Here is a 21858-nt window from a genome sequence, read left to right on the forward strand (position 1 = left end):
CTCGCGTCGTCACGCTCACGCGTCCTCGCTGCTGGACCCTTTGACGGCCAGGTGATCGCTGACACGCTGCATCAGCCAACCCCAGGCTTCCCGTTCGTCGGCGCCGGCTGTCTTTTCGATAGAGATCGAAAGATACGCGATCTCGGCCTCGATCTTGTCGCGGGGTAGCATGCCGAGCCGGCTGACCAGGATGGCCAGTTCCAGAACAGCCGCCTTGGCACGGTTAAGGCCGGTGAAGGGCGCATGCATTTCCTCTCGAACCACGCGGCAGAAATGGCGAGGGCGCACGCCATCATCGTCAACGCTCTCGACTTCGAGAACCGAATGCGCCAGCGCAGTCGCCAACCGGGGAACCAGAAAATCTTCAACGGGAACGGTCGGCCAGTCCTTGCGCCCGGTCAGGCATCCAGCGAAGACGCGCACGTCGTCGGTGTAGTTGGCGATGGCGAACGGCACCGCCGCCAGATTGTCGAGCGTAACCGAGGGACGAAACGGTGCGATGACCCAGCCGTCTTTTTCGGAGATTATGCCGATCGGCGCGATATGGACCTTTCCTGTCTTGTCGACAGTGGTGATGATTGTCTCGCGAATGTAAGGCACCTAGCCCTCCTTCTTCGCGCGAAGCGTTTCGCCCGGTTTGGCAAGACGGGTACGGTCGGTTTCGGGAGCCGGTGCGGCAACGCCCCATGCGAGCGGCTCGTCCTGAACATAGCGCTTGCCGAGGCGCCACGCGATCTCGGCCTTCGTCAGTTCCGCGCCCAGATAGAAAGCATGCGCACCATCGGTCTCCACGCCAAGTCCGGCGAAGAATTCGAACGCATCCGTGGCAACCGCGTGCCCTTTGCCGTTGAAAATATGAATGCCGTCCTCCGCTGCCGCGATACGGTAGTTGGCGTCGCGCACCTCGGCCGCCAATCCAGCGATATCATCGGTCGAGGCCGTGAAGGGCTTGCGATCGTGGATCTGCAGCAAGCCTGGGTGATAGCTACGCGGCAGTGCACCGTCATTGCGGGCGGCGAACATGATGCGACGGGCAATGTCGTGCTCCTCGATCGTCCGCACCGTGTGCGGACTGACATGCACGGCTAGCACGTTTCGAATCCCGAGTTCCGAGCAGAGCCCCGTTAGAACGGCCGTAACGCCGGAACTGTCGGCGTCGGTAAGTTCGGTGAGATTGCCGGTGCCCATCAGCAATTCGATCTCCGGCCAGCGGCGGCGCGCCTCGATGAAGCGGCCGAGCGATTGGGCGAAGCCGAAGTGGATCGGATCCAACACGGGATCGGCGATAAAGGAAATGCCAGCCCTTTGCGCCGCATCGATGGCGCGGCCAAGCGAATCCAGATCGCCGGGGGCGGACGGGATCAACACTGCCGTAGCCCCATGGCCGAACACTAACGGCAGCGTGTTCTCGTCGAGGCTGAGAAGATAGTCCGCACCGGCGCGTGCACCGATCGACAGTTCGTCCGCGCTGGCCGAATCGACGCTGACCTGAAATCCTTGTGCCTTGAGCTCGCGCACAGCCTCCGACAGCAACGGAAATGGCGTTTCAGGCAGGCAGCCAAGATCGATGACATCGGCGCCGGCCGCAGCTAGCGTCCCCGCCCGCAGCGTGAGCGCTTCGATCGACAGCATTGGCGCATCGACGATCTCGGCGAAGATGCGCATATCGTGACGCGTAAGATCCGGCGGCTCGCCGACACGGCCGAGAAAGGCCGGCAGGTCCGCGATCTCGTCAGGACCGCGCGCAAAGGGCACGCCGAAATGGTTCGACAATTGCTCGATATCGCCGCGATAGCGCCCTGGCAGGATAAAGCGGTCAACGGCGTTGGGCGCGATGAGACGCCGCTTTATGATGTCTTCGGTCATCAGTGCGGCGACCTTGACACCTATGTCGACCACCTCCCACGAAAACTCCGTCTCGCCCAGACCGGATAGCAGCTTTTCCAGCCGTGCCCTGGCCAGATGTCCCGTGAGAAAGACCAGCCGCTCAGCCATGGCCGGACAGCTCGGCCCGGCGTTGCTGAACCGCCGCGTTGAGGTCCGCGAGCGACTCGACGACTTGGGTTCGTTCGAACCCCTTCAGCCGCTCGGTGTTTTCCAGGTCGATCCTGCGCGGATAGACTTTGACCAGGCCATGCGGCGCCATGGTTTCGAGTTCGGGTGCGGTGTCGCAGGCAAAGACGATGATCGGCACGCGGCACTTTCCGGCTTGCGCAAAGACGTTGGTGGCAAGCGTATCGGATATACCCCAGACGCATTTGGCAACCGTGTTGGACGAGGCAGGCGCCACCACGACCGTGTGGTAGACGCCGTGGTAAAATTCGCCGACGGGAATGGCGCTCGCCGTCTTGTCGTGCAGCACGCGCGTCGTCTCCGGAAAATCGAGTTTGAGCTTGTACATGCGCAGCACTTCATTGGCGGCTTTCGACACGAAGACATCGCAATGTTCGAGTTGGCGAACAAGTGCGAAGCTCTCCGTGAAAAAATGCCCGGACCCCGTCAAAACCCACGCCCAGCGCGGCACGTGCAGCTTCACCATCGGCTATCCTGCCTTCTTTGCCGAGCGGGTCGAAGCCATAATCCCGATGCCGGGCAGCTTGCCCGATGCGAGTAGCGCGCCCGCCTCGGCGGCATCCTTCGGACCGGCGAGACGGAAATCGATGCCGTCGGGCAGCATGGCGGCAAAGCCTGGGTCGACAATGCCCCTGGCCTTCAGGCTGTCAGGGGTATCGTTGTCGAAGAATGCATCGGTCTGCTTGATAAGCAACAGCGCGTTCGCGCCAAGCTTCCCGCCAAGCCAGGCAGCCAGGGAATCGGAGGTAATGTCCCAAGAGGCCGGAAGGTCCGGTGCCGGCAACGCAAGTGACGACGGCAGCCACACCGGAACCTTGCCTTCGTCCAATGCTCGCACAATCTCCTCCAGCGATCGTGCCGGCGTCAGTCTTTCGTCCCGATCGAGGATGATTTGGCCGAACTGCTCCATGGCGAGGATCGCCATGGCATGTGCGGCGGTGTCGGAAAAATCCATGCGGGTCTGCGTCTCGCGCACCTGATCGGCAAACAGGCCGCCGCCGGGCACGATGACGATCGGTAACCTGGAACCCGCCAGCGCCGCGATCCAGCTCGTCATTTCCGCCGCACGGGCAGTGCTGCCGCCAAGCTTGACGACGGCCCGCCCGAGGACGTCGGAGCCTTGCTGGCGCGGCCGGGAAACACTGCCTCTGTCTTTCCGGCCGGCAGAGCCGGAGGCGACACCGCGTCTTGCCGATTGGCGCTTGCGTTCGATCTCGACGCCGACACCGCCAGGCCCGAGCTCGAGTTTTTCCACCCTTACCGTGACGCGCACGACGCGCTGGCTCTCCAGAACGTGCGCCGCCACTTGCTCGGCCAAAGCCTCGCTGAGCTGAATGTGCCCCCGCGCGACGATGGTGCGAATGCCATCCATGATGATGTCATAGGAGAACACATGGCGCATGTCCTCGGGATGGTCGGTGACTTGCAGCACGTCGGCGATCACATCAAAGCGCACCTTTTGAGTATGACCATGCTCGAAGCTGTAGGCACCGATCTGGACCGGCAGAACAAAATCCCGCACGAAAATCCTGTCCGTGCCCAGTGTCGGATCGGTGCCCGGCGAATAGCCTCTCGCTGCCAACAGGCGATAGTCGATGCTCGATTTACCGCCCGTCCCAGGCTCTGCCGGGACCAATTCGCGAATCTGCGAGACCGCCTCGGCGCTGATTGAACCCGCGCGGTCGGCATGGCCACACAGCGCGCCGCGAAAGCCGAGGAAATCGGGAGCGAAAGGCAATAGACGTGGAATATCCGGGGCTTCGAGCGATCCGCTCAGGCCAACCATCAGACCGAGCGACTTGGCTCGATCGACGAATCCCGGAATCCGCTCCGGTGGCAAATGGTCGAGCAGCCGGCCCTTTCCCTTCTGCGCGGTATCAACCATCACGCCGTGGAAGCGGTGCCTGCCGAATACCGGCAGGAGCTCGAAGTCCGGCGCCAGATCGGCAAAGAGCACAGCGATCAACTTCGTTCGCGCGGCCAGCGGTTCGAGCGCCTCCGCGCAGGCAGGGATGTGAGCCGATGGGAAAAACCCGATCTTGACATAATCGACGCCGGTCGCCGCGATCTCTTCAGCCTTGGCGCGGATCGTTTCGGGTTCCATCGGCAGGTCGCCGCAGACCGCGCTGACCGGAGCCCGACCAGCGATGAACGAAATCGTTCGGCGGATGGTTTCCGTGGGTACCGCGCCCAACGCTCCCGCCTTCGGATCCTTCAGATCGACGATGTCGGCGCCGCTCGAAAGAACGATCTCCGCCTCTTCGATGCCGGTGACGCTGGCCAGCATTCTGGTCATTTGAACAGTTTCTCCAGTTTGGAGGACAAGATCTTTTGTCCTTCGTCCGCTTGATTCTCGCGCACGTCGCGGATGACATAGCTGCGAACGACCTCGAAATCGAAGATGGCAATCTTTTCAGCCGCCATGGCATGTTTGTCAAAAAGACACCGAGCCAGGGCAGACGCGAAAAGTCGTCCGATAGGGTTTGATAAATTTTGCGGGTCGGCTAAGTTGACCATGGGCACCTGGACTTAGCGCTGCTCCGACACCCGTCGGACCTCAGCGCAAGAATGGGTAATTACTATCGATGACGAGCGCGGTGCCGGGCACTCTCGCCGCCTTTTTGTGCTTTTTTTCCCTGACCGTCAACGCTCCGGGCGCGATAGCCCAGGAAGCGGCGGCGAAGCCGGAAAAAAAGGTCACTGAAATCAAGATAGGGTATTTGCGGGCCTACGCGCCGCAATTGACGCTTTCCATGCTCGACCTGCCGCCGAGTGACGAAGGTGTCGCCGGCGCCACTGTGGCAATCGGCGATAACAACACCACCGGAAAATTCACCGACCAGAAATTCAGCCTCGACGTGACCGAGATCAAACCCGAAGCCGACGCGGTTCAGGCATTCGAGGACCTGATCGCCAAAGGTGACCACTATGTCGTCGCAGACCTCTCGGCCAAACAATTGCTGTCGATCGCCGATATAGCCCGCGACAAGGGCGTGCTGATCTTCAACATCGGTGCCACCGACGATAGCCTGCGCGAGGAGGACTGCCGCATCAATGTTTTTCATATCGCGCCGACGCGCAGCATGCTTGCCGATGCGCTGGCGCAGTATCTCATGGTGAAGAAGTGGCCGAATTGGGTGCTGCTCTACGGCTCGCATGAGCAGGACCATCTCTACGCCGACGCGTTGCGCCGCGCGGCAACCCGTTTCGGCGGCCAGATCGTCGCCGAGAAGGAATTCAAGGACACCGGCACGGCCAGGCGTACCGACACCGGCGCCACGCAGATACAGCAGCAGATTTCCGTATTCACGCAGGATCTGCCGGAGCACGACATTGTGCTTGTCGCCGACGAAAGCCAGGTGTTTGGCACCTACGTGCCCTACCGCACCTGGACGCCGCGGCTGGTCGCCGGCACGGCCGGGCTTGTTGCATCGTCGTGGCATCCCGCCAGCGAGCAATGGGGCGGCATCCAGATGCAGAGCCGCTTCCTGAAGACGACGGGCCGGCGGATGCTTTCCAAGGACATGTCGGCGTGGACAGCAGTGCGTGCCGTCGGCGAAGCCACCACGCGCACCAAAGGCGACGATGCCAAAAAGATCAATGACTACATCCGGTCGGGCGATTTCTCGGTTGCCGCCTTCAAGGGACAGAAGCTCACCTTCCGCAAATGGAACCTCCAGCTTCGCCAGCCGATCCTGCTTGGCGACACCAAGTCGGTCGTTTCGACATCACCGCAGGAGGGCTATCTCCACCAATTCTCCGAACTCGATACGCTTGGTATCGATCAGCCGGAAACGAAATGCGTTCTCAAGTAGGGCCAAAGGGGAGGAATTTGCGTGCAGACACGAGCTTGTGCATTGGCCATTCTCGCGGCCGGCCTCACGGCCAGCCCGGCATCGGCCTATACGGCCTACGTTTCCAACGAGAAGGACAACACGATGACGGTCGTCGACACGGCCACCATGCAGGTGGTGAAGACCGTCGAGGTCGGCCAGAGGCCACGCGGCATCACCATCTCGCATGACGGCAAATTCGTCTATCTTTGCGCCAGTGACGACGACACGGTCGAAATCATCGACACCGCGACGCTGCAGATCGTCGGCACGCTGCCATCTGGCCCCGATCCCGAATTGTTCGTGCTCTCGCCTGACGGCAAGACGCTCTATGTCGCCAATGAGGACGACAACCTCGTCACCGCCATCGACGTCGAGAGCAAGCAGGTCATGGCCGAGATTCCAGTCGGCGTGGAACCGGAAGGCATGGGTATCAGCCCTGATGGCAAGACCATGGTCAACACCTCGGAAACCACCAGCATGGCGCATTTCATCGACACTGGCACCCACGATGTAACCGATAACGTACTGGTCGACACGCGCCCGCGCTTTGCCGAATTCAAGCCGGACGGCTCGCAGGTCTGGGTCAGCGCCGAGGTCGGCGGCACCGTCAGCGTCATCGATAACGCCAAACGCGAAGTGGTGAAGAAGATCCAGTTCGCGATTCAGGGATTGCGGGCTGAGACCATCCAGCCGGTAGGCATCGCCATCAGCGCCGACGGCAAGAAAGCCTATGTCGCGCTCGGCCCGGCGAACCATGTCGCCGTGGTCAATACCGACACCTACGAGGTCGAGAAATACATCCTCGTCGGCCAACGCGTCTGGCACCTGGCCTTCACACCCGACCAGAAAACGCTGATCACCACGAATGGCAACTCCAACGACATCACGTTCATCGATACGGCGACCGACGAGCCGGTCCAATCGCTCACCGTAGGCCAGCAGCCTTGGGGTGTGGCCATTTCGCCCAAATAGCAGACATTGATCATGGGGAGGATCGCGACATGAAATTTCGCCATAGGTTTATCTTCGCCGCGCTCGCCGGGTTTGTGCTTGCTCCGATCGGCGCAAGCGCGGATGACGCAACGCCAAAACCCTCGCGTGCCAGCAAGAACCTGCCGGAATTGATTATCGGCTCGGCCGATTCCACCTATGCCGTCAATCAGAAGGATTTCGAACTGATCGCCGGCCAAGGCTATCGGTGGAAGATCACCTCCAAGGGCGGTTTCGAATACAAGTTCGTGACCGACCTGTTCCGCAATGTGTGGATGGACCAGATCGTCATCGACGATCTGGAGGTGCATATGGACGGCGGACCGGCCTGGCTGGAATTCGACGACGCGGGAACAATCCAGGTGCAATTCCACACAGTTCGCCCGGGCGAATATACCTGGTCGGTTCCCGACCTCGCCGACAAGGGCCTGAAGGGCAAGATCACGATCAAGTGAGACCAAAGGCAATGAGGCGCGCTAGATAGCAGTGCGTCCTGCCAACGCGTCCTGAAGGAGCGATCCGGGCATGCAGCATGTGAGAACAAGCGGACCGGGAGACGAGGCGGCGGCGCTCGACGTCAGTGCCGTCAGCCACTCCTATGGACCGAAGCGGGCACTCAAAGAGGTCTCGTTCTCGATCTTGCCGGCGACGTTCACCGTCCTGCTCGGCCTCAACGGGGCCGGCAAGACAACACTGTTCTCCCTGATCAGCCACCTCTATGACACGCGTCACGGCTCGATCCGCATCTTCGGCCACGACATCCGCAGCGCTTCGGGCGAAGCTCTCAGACGGGTCGGCATCGTGTTCCAGGCGCGCACGCTCGACCTCGATCTCAGCGTCTATCAGAATCTTTCCTACCATGCCTCGCTGCATGGCATTGGCGGACGCGAAGCCCGGCAGCGCATCGCCGCGCTGCTTGACACAGTCGACATGCAGGGCCGCCAGCATGACAAGGCACGCAGCCTCTCCGGCGGTCAGATGCGGCGCATCGAGATCGCCCGGGCGCTGCTTCACCGACCTTCCCTGCTCCTGCTTGACGAAGCGACCGTCGGCCTCGACATCGAGTCGCGTGCTGGCATCCTCGCCACCATCCGCAAGCTCGTCGAAACCGATGGTATCGGCGTGCTCTGGGCCACGCATCTGATCGATGAAGTCGACGATACCGATCATGTCGTCGTGCTGCGGCGGGGTGACCTGGTCGCCAGGGGCAAGGTGTCGGATGTCGTCCAGGCAAATGGAGGAAATTCCATTCGCGATGCCTTTTCGAAGCTCAGCCGCATCGACGCGGCAGGCATGGCGGAGACATCGTCATGAGCGCTCCTGCGATGCCCGGAAAAGTTGTCGGCATCAAACCGGTAGGGTCTGAACCATTCGGCCTCCGCCACTATCTCATTTGCCTGAAAGGCATCGTCCTGCGCGAGTGCCTGCGCTTCCTGCACCAACGCGAACGGTTCATTTCCTCACTGGTGCGGCCGCTCGTCTGGCTGTTCATCTTCGCCGCCGGCTTCCGCCAGGTGCTCGGCGTGTCGATCATCCCTCCTTACAAGACCTATGTGCTCTACGAGGTCTACATCACTCCGGGTCTGTGCGGCATGATCCTGCTGTTTTCCGGCATGCAGTCTTCACTGTCGATGGTCTACGACCGCGAGATGGGCAACATGCGCATCCTGCTGGTCAGCCCATTTCCGCGCTGGTTCCTGCTGGTGTCGAAGATGTTGGCCGGCGTGGCCGTATCGATCGTGCAAGTCTACGCATTTCTGATCGTCGCCTGGTTGTGGGGCGTCAGGGCGCCGCCGCTCGGCTATCTCTACGTGCTGCCGGCACTGTTTCTGTCGGGCATGATGCTTTGCGCGCTCGGCATGCTTTTGTCGTCCATGATCAAGCAACTCGAAAACTTCGCCGGCATCATGAACTTCGTCATCTTTCCAGGCTATTTCGCGTCGCCGGCGCTGTATCCTTTGTGGCGTATCCAGGAGGCAAGCCCCCTGCTCTACAAGATCTGCCTCGCCAATCCGTTCACCTATGCCGTCGAACTGATCCGCTTCGCCTTCTATGGGCAGATCGACTGGCTGTCGCTGGGCGTCGTCGCCGGTTGCACGCTGTTGTTTCTGGGCGGCGCCATCATTGCATACGATCCTTCGCGCGGCCTGATGACCCGCAAACAGGACACGGGAGGAAACGGCTGATGGCGCGAATGAGACTTGTCCACACCCTGGTTCTGATCGCCATGCTTGTCCCGATGGACGCCAGGGCGGCAAACACCGATCCCGACTGGCCTTGCATGCAGCGCAAGGTGCCGCAGCTCTCGCTCGGCCAGATCTGGAATGGGCCGGAGCTTCCCCCGGCGGCGAAGGATTGGTCGAAGGATTCGGGCGTCTCCGCGCTGGTCGAGGCGGTGGCGGCCCGACGGACGCCGATTGCCGAAGCCCAGAAGGAGATCAAGGACTTCGTGGCTTCTCTGCCGGCGGAGCAGGTCGCACCAAAGATGGCGATGCTGGTGCAGGGAATGTTCGATCACATGGACGCCGAGCGTTCGCACGTGATTTCCGGCATTTCCCGCTATGCCCACAAACAGCTCGAAATGGCGGCTGAACTGCGCAAGGAAGCATCCGACGTCGACGCCCTGCGTGCCAAAGCCGACGCCGATCCGGACGAAGTCGAACGGCGTGCCGACCAGTTGAATTTCGCGACGCGCATTTTCAACGAACGTGTCCAGTCGCTGACCTATGTCTGCGACGTGCCGACGATAATCGAGCAGCGGCTCTATCAATTGTCCAGGACCGTCTCGGAAACGCTCGGTCGGAAGAAATAGACCTTCAGTCGACCTTGCGACGGATTTCACGTCTCTTGGCAGGCGACACGTCCGGCGTCTCGCTCCGGTCGATTCCGAACGCCATCCGTCGGTCATCCCGCTCAGGAATCGGGATAAAGCTTACCGAACAGGGGCAGATACATCGCGCCCTTGCGCATCAGGAAATCGTTGAACGTAGCCATGGCCGGCGAGATTGCGTGATCGGTTCGTATCACCGAGAACCATTGTCGGCGGATCGGCATGCCGACAACGTCGAGGATGACGAGCCGGCCAGCTTCCGTTTCCGCGGCGATGGTGTGGGCAGAAATGAAGGCGATGCCCAGACCAGCCATCACCGCCTGCTTGATCGTTTCGTTCGAGCCCATCTCGACACCGAGTTCGTCGATGCGGCCAGGCACGTCGCTCAGGAATATTTCCAGCGAGATGCGGGTTCCGGAGCCGGGCTCGCGAATAAGGAAATGCTCCTCGGCAATGCGCTCTTTGGAGATATCGCGCGCCGCCGCCAGCGGGTGTTCGGGCGGCGCGATGATGACCAGCGGGTGATCGCCGAAGACCGAAGCACGCACCGGTACCTCTTTCGCCGGGCGCCCCATCAGCGCGATGTCGATGTCGTGATTCTTGAGGTTGTCGATTGTCTGGGCACGATTGCCGATGGCAAGCCGCATGTCGATGTCGGGATGTTCCTTCATGAACGCAGCCATCAACCGCGGCGCGAAATACTTGGCGGTGGAAACGACGCCGAGCCTCAAGCTACCCGTACGAACGCCCTTGATGGCGTCGATCTTGTCTTCGAGCAGACCGAGATGCTCCTCGATAGCTTGCGCTGCCTCAACGACGGCCAAACCTGCGGCAGTGGGACGCATGCCGTCCGACGTCCGGTCGAACAGAGCCAGTTGGAATTCTTCCTCCATTTGCCGCAACTGAATTGTCAGTGCTGAAGGAGACAGACCTAACGCCTTGGCTGCACTCACAATTTTTCCGTGCCTGATGATGGCCTGGATGGTCTTGAAATGCTTGAGCGTGAGGTTTCTCATGTCTCATACTAAATTATTTTTAGTACCAACGTAAAGTTATTGAATTTTACTTATCAAGTGTCGTTTGTTTTCATTCTCCCGATCCAGCCGATCCGAGGAGACGCGGCTGGATCGGGAGGTTACGATGCCAGCGGCAACGCTCGACGCTTTTCTGAACTCCTATCTCGGCCAGCCGGACGAACTTCGCTCCGCGGTCGTAACGACTGTCCGTCAGCTGACACAGGCCGCCAGCAAGATCCGCAATACCATCAATCAAGGTGTGCTCGGCGCCGCCTTTGCCGGGACCCGTGGCGCCAACGCCGACGGCGATGTCCAGAAGGATCTCGACGTCTTCTCCGACGACATCTTCCTCGACGCCATGCGCCACGCTCCGGTCGCGCTCTACGCTTCCGAGGAGCTGGAGCAGCCGGTCCTGCTCGACAGGCAAGCACCACTCGCCATTGCCATCGACCCGCTCGACGGCTCTTCCAACATCGACACCAACGTGTCGATCGGAACGATCTTCTCGCTCCTGCCCGCAACTGGCGCGCCGGATGCCGATCCGGCCGCCTCTTTTTTGCAGGCGGGCGTGAATCAGCTAGGCGCCGGTTTCTTCATCTATGGGCCGCAGTTGGCGCTCGTCCTGTCGCTCGGCAGCGGTACGCATATCTTCGTCCTGTCGGCCAGGCTCGGCACCTTCGTCCAGGCATACGAGAGCCGGATCATTCCGCAACGCACCCAGGAGTTCGCCATCAACGCCGCCAACTACCGGCACTGGGACGAGGCCGTGCGGCTCTATGTCGACGACTGCCTGGAGGGCACCGAAGGACCGCGAGAGAAGGATTTCAACATGCGCTGGATCGCCTCCCTGGTCGCCGACTGCTACCGCATATTGATGCGCGGCGGCGTGTTTCTCTACCCCGGCGACCGGCGCAAGGGCTACGGTCAGGGACGGCTGCGCCTGGTCTACGAGGCCAACCCGATTGCCTATCTCATAGAACAGGCTGCCGGTGCGGCCACCGATACGATCAACCGCATCCTGGACATCGAACCCGACAGCCTGCACCAGCGCGTGCCGATGGTCTTCGGGTCGGCGCGGGAGGTCGCGCGCGTCACCCGCTACCACACCGAGCCGAGCAACATCGGCGAACGAGCGCCGCTGTTCAGCCGCCGTGGCCTCTTCAGAGCCTGAGCAGCACCATGTCAGCCAAGCACCCCATCATCACCATCACCGGCTCGTCGGGCGCCGGCACCACTTCGGTCAAGCGTATCTTCGAGCTGATCTTCCGGCGCGAGAACATCGAGGCCGCGTTCATCGAAGGCGACGCATTCCACCGCTACGACCGCGCCGCGATGAAGGCAAAGGTGGCCGAAGAGGAGAAGGCCGGCAATCCGAACTTCACCCACTTCCATGCCGCGGCCAACGAACTCGGGATTCTCGAAGAGGTGTTCGCGGAATACGGCCGCCGGGGATCCGGAAGAACCCGCACCTACATCCATGACGCGGAAGAGGAAAAGCAGTACGGCACGCCACCGGGAAGCTTTACCGAATGGCGCGAGTTCGGTCCCAGCGACCTGCTCTTCTACGAGGGGCTGCACGGCTGTGTCGTCACCGACACGATCAATTTGGCGAAGCATGCGGATCTCAAGATCGGCGTCGTGCCGGTCATCAATCTCGAATGGATCCAGAAGATCCATCGCGATCGTTCGACACGCGGCTATTCCACCGAGGCGGTGATGGACGTGATCCTGCGCCGGATGCCCGACTATGTCCGCTACATTGTCCCGCAATTCTCGCAGACCGCCATCAATTTCCAGCGCGTGCCGATTGTCGATACGTCCAACCCCTTCATCGCGCGCTGGATTCCGACGCCTGACGAATCGATGCTGGTTATCCGCTTCGCCAATCCACGCGGCATCGATTTTCCCTATCTGCTGTCGATGATCCACGACTCGTTCATGTCGCGGCCAAATTCCATCGTGGTGCCAGGCAACAAGCTCGACCTTGCCATGCAGCTGATCCTGACGCCGCTCATCCTGCAATTGATCGAACGCAAGAGCCGTGTGTCGTGAGGAGGACGCCATGACCAGCCAAACAGCACTAAAGCCTGCCGCCACCGCCGTCGTCTCGGAGCTCGACATGGCGAACGCCATTCGCGTGCTGGCGATGGACAGCGTCCAAAAAGCGAATTCGGGACACCCCGGCATGCCGATGGGCATGGCCGATGTCGCAACGGTGCTGTTCAACCGCTTCATCAATATCGATCCTTCCAGGCCGGGCTGGCCCGACCGTGACCGTTTCGTGCTTTCAGCCGGCCATGGCTCGATGCTGCAATACGCGCTGCACTATCTGCTCGGCTATGAAGACATGCAGATCGAGGAGTTGCAGCGGTTTCGGCAACTGGGCAGCCGCACGGCCGGACATCCCGAATATGGCCACGCGCTTGGTGTCGAGACCACCACCGGCCCGCTCGGACAAGGCATTTCCACGGCGGTCGGAATGGCGCTGGCGGAGCGCATGCTTGCTGCCCGCTACGGTGCCGATCTGGTCAACCATCATACCTATGTGATTGCAGGTGACGGCTGCCTGCAGGAAGGCATCAGCCACGAGGCGATCGACCTCGCCGGCCACCTGAAGCTTTCCCGCCTGATCGTCTTCTGGGACGACAATGCGATCTCCATTGACGGGCCAACCTCCCTGTCCACGTCGATGGACCAGCCGGCGCGCTTCAAAGCCGCCGGCTGGGACGTCCAAACGGTCTCCGGCCACGACGTGGAAGCCGTCGCCGCGGCTATCGAGGCGGCGCGGCAGTCGGATCGACCGTCGCTGATTGCCTGCCGCACTGTAATCGGCAAGGGCGCCCCCAATCTCGGCGGTTCGGAGAAGACGCATGGCGCGCCGCTGGGCGAAGCAGAGATCGCCGCGACCCGCGAGAACATTGGCTGGACCTTCGCGCCGTTCGAGGTGCCTGACGACGTGCTTTTCGCCTGGCGCGAAATTGCCGGCCGCGGCGAAGCGATGCGGGGCGCCTGGGAGCAGCGGCTTGCCGCCTCGCCGCAGCGAGAGGCCTTCGAGAACGCGGTCGCCGCCAGACTGCCCGACGCGGTCTTCGAAGCGCTCGATGCCTTTCGGCGAGGGCATGTCGAGAAGGCAACCAAGGTGGCAACGCGAAAAGCTTCCGAAATGGCACTGGAGGTCATCAACGGCGCCACGGAATTGACCGTCGGCGGCTCGGCCGATCTGACGCACTCGAATCTGACGATCACCAAGGGCATGAACCGCATTGCGCCGAGCGACTATGCCGGCCGCTATATTCACTACGGCATTCGTGAACACGGCATGGCCGCCGCCATGAACGGCATCGCATTGCATGGCGGCTTCGTGCCCTATGGCGGTACGTTCCTCTGCTTCGCGGACTATGCGCGTGGCGCGATACGGCTCTCGTCGCTCATGGGTCAGCGCGTCATCTACGTGATGACGCATGATTCCATCGGCCTCGGCGAGGACGGCCCGACGCATCAGCCGGTCGAGCACCTGGCGATGCTGCGTGCGACGCCGAACCTCAATGTCTTCCGCCCAGCGGATATCATCGAAACGGCGGAGTGCTGGGAACTCGCGCTGAAGAGCAGGGATCGGCCCAGCGTGCTGGTGCTGTCGCGCCAGAACCTGCCGATGCTGCGTGAAGCGCACAGCGATGAGAACCGCTCCAGCCAGGGCGCATACATCCTGCGCGAGCCAGCCAGGCACCGTGCCGTCACCCTGATCGCAACCGGCTCGGAGGTCGAGATCGCGGTTGCCGCCGCCGAAAGGCTGGAGACCGAGCATGGCGTCGCCGCCGCGGTCGTCTCGATGCCATGCTGGGAGCTTTTCGAGGAGCAGGAAAGCGCCACCCGCAAGGCCGTTCTCGGTTCCGCGCCGCGCGTCGCGGTCGAAGCGGCGGCCCGGCTGGGCTGGGACCGCTGGGTCGGCGAGACGGGCGCTGTCGTCGGCATGGCCGGTTTCGGCGCCAGCGCCCCTGCCCCCGATCTGTACCGGCATTTCAACATAACGTCCGAAGCGGTTGCTGCGGCGGCGCTGAAGCTCATCATCTAGGAGGACCCACAATGGCCCGCATCACCCTTCGCCAGCTTCTCGACCATGCCGCCGAGCACGGCTACGGCGTCCCTGCATTCAACATCAACAACATGGAACAGGGCCTCGCAATCATGGAAGCGGCCAAAGCCTGCGACGCGCCTGTCATCATCCAGGCCTCACGTGGGGCCCGGTCCTACGCCAACGACGTCATGCTGGCCAAAATGATGGAGGCATTGACTGAAATGCATCCGACCATTCCGCTGTGCATCCATCAGGACCACGGCAACGACGAGGCCACCTGCCTTTCCGCGATCCGCCACGGCTTCACCTCGGTGATGATGGACGGATCCCTGATGGCAGATGCCAAGACGCCGGCAAGCTATGCCTACAACGTCGCCGTAACCGAACGAGTCACACGCATGGCGCATTGGGTCGGGGCTTCCGTCGAAGGCGAACTGGGCGTGCTCGGATCGCTGGAAACCGGCCAGGGCGAGGCCGAGGATGGCCACGGCGCCGAGGGCGCACTCTCCCACGACCAACTCTTGACCGACCCCGATCAGGCGGTCGACTTTGTGGCCGCAACCCAGGTGGACGCGCTGGCGATCGCCTGCGGCACCTCGCACGGCGCTTACAAATTTACCCGCAAGCCGGACGGCGACATACTGGCCATGCAGGTGATCGAGGCGATCCACGAGAAGCTGCCCAACACGCATCTGGTCATGCACGGCTCTTCCTCGGTGCCACAGGAACTGCAGGACATCATCAACAAATACGGCGGCGAGATGTCCCAGACCTTTGGCGTCCCGGTGGAGGAGATCGAGCGCGGCATCCGCTACGGCGTGCGTAAGGTCAACATCGACACCGATTGCCGCATGGCCATGGCCGGGCAGTTCCGCCGCGTCGCGACGGAGAATCCGCGCGAGTTCGATCCCCGAAAATTCCTGAAGCCCGCCATGGATGCCTTGCACGATCTTTGCCGAGACCGCTTCGAGCGTTTCGGCACGGCGTCCAACGCCTCGAAGATCAAGGTCATCGCCATGGACGAGATGGCCAAACGCTATGCCGCGGGAAAACTCGCGCCACATATCGCAACCGCGAAAGCCGCCTGAGCAACAAACAGGAGACCTGTCATGAACAAGATCGATATGCTGCCAGCGGGTACGCTCAAGGAAGGCAAGGAACGCTACAAGTCAGGGGTCATCCCTTACAAGAAGATGGGCTATTGGGAGCCGGACTACAGGCCCAAGGAGACCGATCTGATCGCCATGTTCCGGATCACGCCGCAACCCGGCGTCGACCACGAGGAGGCAGCGGCCGCCATCGCCGGTGAATCCTCGACCGCGACGTGGACCGTGGTGTGGACCGACAGGCTGACAGCCTGCGAGCTCTACCGCGCCAAGGCGTTCAGATCCGAGCCGGTTCCAAACACTGGTCCCGGCACCAAGACCGAGCAACAGTACTTCGCCTACATCGCCTACGACCTCGACCTGTTCGAGCCGGGCTCGATCGCCAATCTGACCGCGTCGATCATCGGCAACGTGTTCGGCTTCAAGGCGGTCAAGGCGCTGCGGCTGGAAGACATGCGCCTCCCGGTCGCGTATCTCAAAACCTTCCAGGGACCCGCAACCGGCATCGTGGTGGAGCGTGAGCGGCTCGACAAGTTTGGCCGTCCGCTGCTCGGCGCGACGACGAAGCCGAAGCTGGGGCTGTCAGGCCGCAACTATGGCCGCGTCGTTTACGAGGCGCTGAAGGGTGGCCTCGACTTCGTCAAGGACGACGAGAACATCAACTCGCAACCCTTCATGCACTGGCGCGACCGCTTCCTCTACTGCATGGAGGCGGTGAACAAGGCTTCAGCTGCCACCGGCGAGGTCAAGGGCCATTATCTCAACGTCACCGCCGGCACGATGGAGGAGATGTATGAGCGCGCCGAATTCGCCAAGCAGCTTGGCTCCTGCATCATCATGATCGATCTCGTCATCGGCTACACGGCGATCCAGTCGATGGCCAAGTGGGCACGCCGCAACGACATGATCCTGCACCTGCACCGCGCCGGCAATTCGACCTATTCGCGCCAGAAGAACCACGGCATGAATTTTCGCGTTATCTGCAAATGGATGCGCATGGCCGGCGTCGACCATATCCACGCCGGCACTGTGGTCGGCAAGCTGGAAGGCGACCCGCTCATGATCAAGGGGTTTTATGACACGCTGCGCGAGGAACGCACGCCGCAGAACCTCGAAACCGGGCTGTTCTTCGATCAGGACTGGGCCTCGCTCAACAAGGTGATGCCCGTCGCCTCGGGCGGTATCCATGCCGGCCAGATGCACCAGTTGATCCATTATCTCGGCGAGGACGTCATCTTGCAGTTCGGTGGCGGCACGATCGGCCATCCCGACGGCATCCAGGCAGGCGCGACGGCCAATCGCGTTGCATTGGAAGCGATGATCCTGGCCCGCAACGAGGGACGCGATTATTTGCGCGAAGGAACCAAAATCCTCGAACAGGCGGCCAAATGGTGCACCCCGCTGAAGGCTGCCCTGGAGACCTGGAAGGATGTCACCTTCAACTATGAATCGACCGACACGGCCGACTTCGTGCCAACCGCAACGCCCAGCTTCTAGAAGAAAGGAACCGTCGCCATGATGACCAATCCGGGAAACAAGGTCACGCAGGGACAGTTCTCGTTCCTGCCCGACCTGACCGATGAGCAGATTTCGGCGCAGATCAAATATGCGCTGAAGAACCACTGGGCCGTCAGCGTCGAGTACACGGACGATCCGCATCCGCGAAACACCTATTGGGAAATGTACGGCAACCCGATGTTCGATTTGAGAGACCCGGCGGGCATCCTGCTCGAAGTCAACGCTTGCCGGAAAGCCTGTCCGAACATGTATGTCCGGGTAACCGCCTTCGATTCGACCAAGGGATGGGAAGCGCCGCGCATGTCGTTCATCGTCAACCGGCCACCCAGCGAACCCGGGTTCCGGCTGCTGCGCCAGGAGCGTGACGGCCGCAGCCAGGGCTATTCGATCGTGCCTTATGCCACCGACAGGCCCGAGGGCGAGCGGAGCTAGCTGAGCCATGCTGGACACGATAGCCAAAGGCGCAGCCGCGCAGGACGAATTGGTTGATCTGCAGGCCGAGTTCGAAGCGTCCAGCATCGACGAGGTGATGGATAAGCTTGACCGCGAACTCGTTGGACTGAAGCCGATCAAGAACCGCATCCGCGAGATCGCGGCCCTTCTCCTGGTCGACCGGCTTCGCCGCAAGTTCGGACTGACCTCGGGCGCACCGACACTGCATATGAACTTTACGGGAAACCCCGGCACGGGCAAGACCACCGTGGCGCTGAGGATGGCCGAAATCCTGCATCGACTCGGCTATGTCCGCGAAGGCCACCTGGTCGCGGTGACGCGCGACGATCTCGTCGGCCAGTATGTGGGCCACACCGCACCCAAGACGCGCGACGTGATCAAGCGTGCCATGGGCGGCGTGCTTTTCATCGACGAGGCCTATTACCTCTACAAGCCCGAGAACGAACGCGACTACGGCCAGGAATCGATCGAGATCCTGCTGCAATGCATGGAAAATAATCGTGACGACCTGGTCGTGATCCTTGCCGGCTACAAGAACAAGATGGATCGTTTCTTCGACAGCAATCCCGGCATGCGTTCGCGCATCGCTCACCACCTCGATTTTCCCGACTACGGCGTCAGTGAGCTGAAATCGATCGCCGAGATCATGCTGGCGGAGCAGAATTATCGCCTCAGCGAGGCGGCCGCCCAGGCCCTCGAAGAGTATCTTCCGATCCGAATGAGGCTGCCGCATTTCTCCAACGCGCGCTCGGTGCGCAATGGGCTGGACCGGGCGCGGCTTCGCCAGGCCAATCGGCTTTTCGCATCGCGAAGCCGTGCCCTGACCAAGGCAGACCTTATTACCATCGAGGAATCCGATATCCGCGGCAGCCGCGTATTCGCGGAAGGGAAGCTCGAAGGCGAACCGGAGACGAAGACGCGCTGAGGGCGAAGCCGGCTGGCGGGCGGCGACCCGACACGGAAGACAGAAATTGGAGACGACGACCATGGTCACCAGGACAATCATCGCGCCCTCCGTGCTTTCCGCGGATTTCTCGCGGCTCGGCGACGAGGTCGAAGCTGTCGTTCAGGCGGGCGCCGACTGGATCCATCTCGACGTGATGGACGGGCATTTCGTGCCCAACATCACCTTCGGTCCGCCGGTCATCAAGGCGATCCGTGGTCGAACGGACAAGATCTTCGACTGCCATCTGATGATCGCGCCGGCCGACCCCTATCTGGCCGCCTTCGCCGATGCCGGTTGCGACATCATCACGGTGCATGCCGAGACTGGACCGCATCTCGACCGCTCATTGCAGGCGATCAGGAATCTTGGCAAGAAGGCCGGGGTGTCGCTCAATCCGTCGACGCCGGAGAGTGTCATCGAGTATGTGCTCGACCGGCTCGATCTGGTGCTGCTGATGACGGTCAATCCAGGCTTCGGCGGCCAGGCTTTCATTTCAGCGATCGTCGAGAAAGTCAGACGGATCAAGGGCTTGGTTGGCCATCGCCCGATTGACATCGAGATCGACGGCGGAGTCACGGCCGAAACCGCCCCGCTGGTCACCGCGGCTGGCGCCAACGTACTGGTCGCCGGTTCGGCTGTATTCAAGGGAGGCACCGAGGCAGCCTATCGTGCCAATATCGGCGCCATCAGACAGGCGGCCGATGGCGCGATCCGGAAAGCCGCGTAAACCGTTGTCGGGGAGACGAACATGGCTGCGGTCCCACCTGTATGCGATTTCGGCTGGCCCGCCATCGATGCCGTTTTGCCCGGCGTCGACGGCACGTCGCATTCCATCTTCGGTCACGCCGGCCCGAATGGCCTGGTCGTGGCCTTCATCTGCAATCACTGCCCTTATGTGAAGGCCGTGATCTCTCGCATCGTACGCGACGCCAATGACCTCAAGGCCGAAGGCATCGGCTTCGTCGCGATCAACTCCAACGATGCCGACACCTACCCGGACGATTCCTTCGACCACATGAAGCGCTTCGCCATGACGAACGGCTTCAGCTTCCCTTACCTGCACGACGAGGCGCAGACCGTAGCGCGCGACTACGCAGCGGTGTGCACTCCCGATTTCTTCGGGTTCAACAGCGAACTGAGACTGCAATATCGCGGCCGGCTGGACGCGTCGCGACGCGAATCCGGACCGCTCGGGCTGCGACGCGATCTGTTCGAGGCGATGAAGCAGGTTGCTCGAACCGGGGATGGTCCGTTCGACCAGATCGCCTCGATCGGCTGCTCGATCAAGTGGAAGGATGCTGCATGAATGTCGGCGCAGGTAGGTCGCTTCGACCGCCAAAGGCGATCCTGTTCGACCTCGACGGCACGCTGGTCGATTCGGCGCCTGATATAACGGCCGCCGTCAACGAGTTGCTGGCCAGCCGCGATCTGCCGCCGTTGCGCCTGGACCAGGTCAAGGCCATGATCGGTGGCGGCGTCAGGAAATTGATAGAGCGGGCATTCGCGGCGTCGGGAGCGCCGCTCGTCGGCAACGCGCTCGATGAGGGCAACCGCGTCATGGCGCCGATCTACAGCCGACATCTGACCGGCCTGACAAGACTGATGCCTGGCGTCAGGGAGGTTCTCACACACTTCTACGCGAAGGGAATGGCCATGGGCGTGGCGACCAACAAACCGCAGTTGGCGACTCGCGAGATCCTGCTGCATTTCGGACTGACGGAATATTTCCGTGCGATCATTGGCGGAGACGCGGTGACATGCCTGAAACCCGCGCCCGATGCTCTGCTGCTGGCGCTCGCCCAGCTTGGAGTCGACCCCTGTGACGCGCTGCTGGTCGGAGACAGTGGCGCCGATGCAGGCGCCGCGCGCGCCGCCGGCATGCCCGTCATTCTGCTGCGCGGCGGATACACCCATTTTCCGGTTGAAGAGCTTGGCGCCGACCAGGTTTGCGACAGCCTTTTCGACCTGCCTGCGGCGATACAGGGGCTGCAAGCCGGTGCTTGATCGGGGCGAACGCCGGCCGGACGCAAGTTCGAACGGCCGGCGGCGCCGCTATTTCGAGAATTGCTTCAAATAGGCGATGACGTTGGCGATGTCTTGGTCCTGCTTGAGGCCGACGAACGCCATCTTCGTTCCTTTGACCATGGCCTTGGGATCGCGAAGGTAAGTCGTCAGCGTGGGTTCGTCCCATTTGACGCCGGACTTGCCTGCCGCGACCATCGCTTGGGAGTAACTGAACCCCGGGTGTGTGCCAGCCGTCCGGCCGATGACGCCGTTCAACGACGGGCCGACCTTGTTCTTGTCCTGGTCGGCGACATGGCAGACCTTGCATTTGGCGAAGACCTTCTCACCCGCCGCGGCATCCTGTGCCTGGGATTGGCTTGTGATGAAGGACACAGCAAACACGACTGCGAAAAATGCGATTGCGCGCATGGCATTTCCTCATGGATCGTCTGGGTGCCCTGGACGATTTTGCGCATGCCGATCTTTCATCCATTGGCATGCACCTTACGCGGTGGAGTGGAGTATCCGCTTTCCCTTTGTGAAGCGGCGCCGCGCGAATCGAAAAGCTAGTTGGCGTGCGGTGAAAGTCAATCGTATAAAGGTATAGAGGCTTGAGTACCCAGGGTACCGGTATTCGTCTTTGTTGACGGCTATCGGGCGAATGCGTAGCTTCAAGACATCCGGTTTCTCCACTGGCACCTCGGGAATCCGGCAACTGGCGATTTTGTCCAGGCTCCTCATTGGGCCGGACCAGTCGAGACAGGCGTCCCGGAGCGCAAGAGGTGCTAAATGGATATGGTCGATCTCATATTAACGGTGTGCCTCAGCACCAATCCGGGCAATTGCCGAGACGAACACCTCTATTTCGAGAGCCGCGGCTCTCTGCTCCAATGCATGTTCCTTGCACCTAGCGAGATCGCGAAATGGTCTCAGGAACACCCGGCCCTCAAGGTCATGCGCTGGAAATGCGCATTTCCGAGCAAGGAACGAGCGATCTGATTGACGTCCTGG

Annotated in this window: 24 protein-coding genes; 17 read left to right on the forward strand and 7 right to left on the reverse strand. The window is 61.5% G+C overall.

What is annotated here, in order from left to right:
• Positions 1-15: 15 nt before the first annotated feature.
• Genes LB541_RS16810 through LB541_RS16830 form a run of 5 tightly spaced genes read right to left on the reverse strand, consistent with a single transcriptional unit; the run spans position 16 to position 4590 of the window.
• Positions 16-600: a DUF447 domain-containing protein gene (locus LB541_RS16810; RefSeq protein ID WP_140498182.1), complete on the reverse strand. Its 585-nt coding sequence runs from the start codon at positions 598-600 to the stop codon at positions 16-18.
• Positions 601-1995 (reverse strand): DUF6513 domain-containing protein, encoded by a 1395-nt coding sequence (locus tag LB541_RS16815; protein ID WP_224619043.1) that lies wholly within the window; start codon positions 1993-1995, stop codon positions 601-603.
• On the reverse strand, positions 1988-2539 hold the full coding sequence (locus tag LB541_RS16820; protein WP_140515154.1) for a flavoprotein: 552 nt from the start codon (positions 2537-2539) through the stop codon (positions 1988-1990). Before LB541_RS16820 ends, LB541_RS16815 begins: the two co-directional genes overlap by 8 nt.
• A 3-nt stretch (positions 2540-2542) precedes the next feature.
• Positions 2543-4369: a (5-formylfuran-3-yl)methyl phosphate synthase gene (locus LB541_RS16825; RefSeq protein WP_224619044.1), complete on the reverse strand. Its 1827-nt coding sequence runs from the start codon at positions 4367-4369 to the stop codon at positions 2543-2545.
• The gene (locus LB541_RS16830) at positions 4366-4590 is read right to left on the reverse strand and encodes a hypothetical protein (protein WP_181170015.1); all 225 of its coding nucleotides are present in this window, start codon (positions 4588-4590) and stop codon (positions 4366-4368) included. Before LB541_RS16830 ends, LB541_RS16825 begins: the two co-directional genes overlap by 4 nt.
• 68 nt (positions 4591-4658) lie before the next feature.
• Between LB541_RS16830 and LB541_RS16835 the strand changes: the two genes are divergently transcribed.
• The 6 genes from LB541_RS16835 (at position 4659) to LB541_RS16860 (ending at position 9711) form a co-directional block, all read left to right on the forward strand.
• Positions 4659-5888 carry an ABC transporter substrate-binding protein gene (locus LB541_RS16835; protein ID WP_224619048.1) on the forward strand — a complete coding sequence of 410 codons (1230 nt, stop codon included), beginning with the start codon at positions 4659-4661 and terminating at the stop codon, positions 5886-5888.
• 42 nt (positions 5889-5930) lie between these two features.
• Positions 5931-6881 (forward strand): YVTN family beta-propeller repeat protein, encoded by a 951-nt coding sequence (locus LB541_RS16840; RefSeq protein WP_224619049.1) that lies wholly within the window; start codon positions 5931-5933, stop codon positions 6879-6881.
• Positions 6882-6910: 29 nt separating this feature from the next.
• Positions 6911-7354 carry a hypothetical protein gene (locus tag LB541_RS16845; protein ID WP_140498197.1) on the forward strand — a complete coding sequence of 148 codons (444 nt, stop codon included), beginning with the start codon at positions 6911-6913 and terminating at the stop codon, positions 7352-7354.
• 70 nt (positions 7355-7424) lie between these two features.
• Complete coding sequence (locus tag LB541_RS16850; RefSeq protein ID WP_140498199.1) at positions 7425-8213, forward strand: ATP-binding cassette domain-containing protein; 789 nt, start codon at positions 7425-7427, stop codon at positions 8211-8213.
• The gene (locus LB541_RS16855; RefSeq protein ID WP_140498201.1) at positions 8210-9085 is read left to right on the forward strand and encodes an ABC transporter permease; all 876 of its coding nucleotides are present in this window, start codon (positions 8210-8212) and stop codon (positions 9083-9085) included. The genes LB541_RS16850 and LB541_RS16855 overlap by 4 nt, the downstream gene beginning before the upstream one ends.
• Positions 9085-9711 (forward strand): hypothetical protein, encoded by a 627-nt coding sequence (locus LB541_RS16860; RefSeq protein WP_224619050.1) that lies wholly within the window; start codon positions 9085-9087, stop codon positions 9709-9711. Before LB541_RS16855 ends, LB541_RS16860 begins: the two co-directional genes overlap by 1 nt.
• Before the next feature lie 101 nt (positions 9712-9812).
• On the opposite strand, the gene LB541_RS16865 is transcribed toward LB541_RS16860, so the two are convergent.
• Positions 9813-10745: a LysR family transcriptional regulator gene (locus tag LB541_RS16865; RefSeq protein WP_140498205.1), complete on the reverse strand. Its 933-nt coding sequence runs from the start codon at positions 10743-10745 to the stop codon at positions 9813-9815.
• A gap of 124 nt (positions 10746-10869) precedes the next feature.
• Between LB541_RS16865 and LB541_RS16870 the strand changes: the two genes are divergently transcribed.
• From LB541_RS16870 to gph, 10 genes are all read left to right on the forward strand, one after another.
• The gene (locus LB541_RS16870; RefSeq protein ID WP_140515144.1) at positions 10870-11916 is read left to right on the forward strand and encodes a class 1 fructose-bisphosphatase; all 1047 of its coding nucleotides are present in this window, start codon (positions 10870-10872) and stop codon (positions 11914-11916) included.
• A gap of 8 nt (positions 11917-11924) precedes the next feature.
• Positions 11925-12797 (forward strand): phosphoribulokinase, encoded by an 873-nt coding sequence (locus tag LB541_RS16875; protein ID WP_224619051.1) that lies wholly within the window; start codon positions 11925-11927, stop codon positions 12795-12797.
• A 10-nt stretch (positions 12798-12807) separates the two neighbouring features.
• The gene (gene tkt, locus LB541_RS16880; protein WP_224619052.1) at positions 12808-14817 is read left to right on the forward strand and encodes a transketolase; all 2010 of its coding nucleotides are present in this window, start codon (positions 12808-12810) and stop codon (positions 14815-14817) included.
• A gap of 11 nt (positions 14818-14828) precedes the next feature.
• On the forward strand, positions 14829-15908 hold the full coding sequence (fba, locus tag LB541_RS16885; RefSeq protein WP_140623852.1) for a class II fructose-bisphosphate aldolase: 1080 nt from the start codon (positions 14829-14831) through the stop codon (positions 15906-15908).
• Between the two features lie 21 nt (positions 15909-15929).
• Positions 15930-17423 (forward strand): ribulose-bisphosphate carboxylase large subunit, encoded by a 1494-nt coding sequence (locus LB541_RS16890; RefSeq protein WP_224619053.1) that lies wholly within the window; start codon positions 15930-15932, stop codon positions 17421-17423.
• 18 nt (positions 17424-17441) lie between these two features.
• The gene (locus LB541_RS16895; RefSeq protein ID WP_140498220.1) at positions 17442-17876 is read left to right on the forward strand and encodes a ribulose bisphosphate carboxylase small subunit; all 435 of its coding nucleotides are present in this window, start codon (positions 17442-17444) and stop codon (positions 17874-17876) included.
• 7 nt (positions 17877-17883) lie between these two features.
• Positions 17884-18822, forward strand: a complete 939-nt coding sequence (gene cbbX, locus LB541_RS16900) for a CbbX protein (protein ID WP_140818546.1) — start codon at positions 17884-17886, stop codon at positions 18820-18822.
• A 61-nt stretch (positions 18823-18883) separates the two neighbouring features.
• Positions 18884-19570 (forward strand): ribulose-phosphate 3-epimerase, encoded by a 687-nt coding sequence (gene rpe, locus LB541_RS16905; RefSeq protein ID WP_224619054.1) that lies wholly within the window; start codon positions 18884-18886, stop codon positions 19568-19570.
• 21 nt (positions 19571-19591) lie between these two features.
• Positions 19592-20149 carry a thioredoxin family protein gene (locus LB541_RS16910; protein ID WP_140524712.1) on the forward strand — a complete coding sequence of 186 codons (558 nt, stop codon included), beginning with the start codon at positions 19592-19594 and terminating at the stop codon, positions 20147-20149.
• Positions 20146-20847: a phosphoglycolate phosphatase gene (gene gph, locus LB541_RS16915; protein WP_224619055.1), complete on the forward strand. Its 702-nt coding sequence runs from the start codon at positions 20146-20148 to the stop codon at positions 20845-20847. The genes LB541_RS16910 and gph overlap by 4 nt, the downstream gene beginning before the upstream one ends.
• A gap of 48 nt (positions 20848-20895) precedes the next feature.
• On the opposite strand, the gene LB541_RS16920 is transcribed toward gph, so the two are convergent.
• Positions 20896-21276 carry a c-type cytochrome gene (locus tag LB541_RS16920; RefSeq protein ID WP_140498230.1) on the reverse strand — a complete coding sequence of 127 codons (381 nt, stop codon included), beginning with the start codon at positions 21274-21276 and terminating at the stop codon, positions 20896-20898.
• Between the two features lie 360 nt (positions 21277-21636).
• On the opposite strand from LB541_RS16920, the gene LB541_RS16925 reads away from it, so the two are divergent.
• Positions 21637-21846, forward strand: coding sequence for a hypothetical protein (locus LB541_RS16925; protein WP_140498232.1), 210 nt, complete (start codon positions 21637-21639; stop codon positions 21844-21846).
• The last annotated feature ends 12 nt before the right edge of the window (positions 21847-21858 follow it).

The sequence above is a fragment of the Mesorhizobium sp. BR1-1-15 genome (assembly GCF_020165475.1).
In the GTDB taxonomy this organism is placed as follows: Bacteria; Pseudomonadota; Alphaproteobacteria; order Rhizobiales; family Rhizobiaceae; genus Mesorhizobium.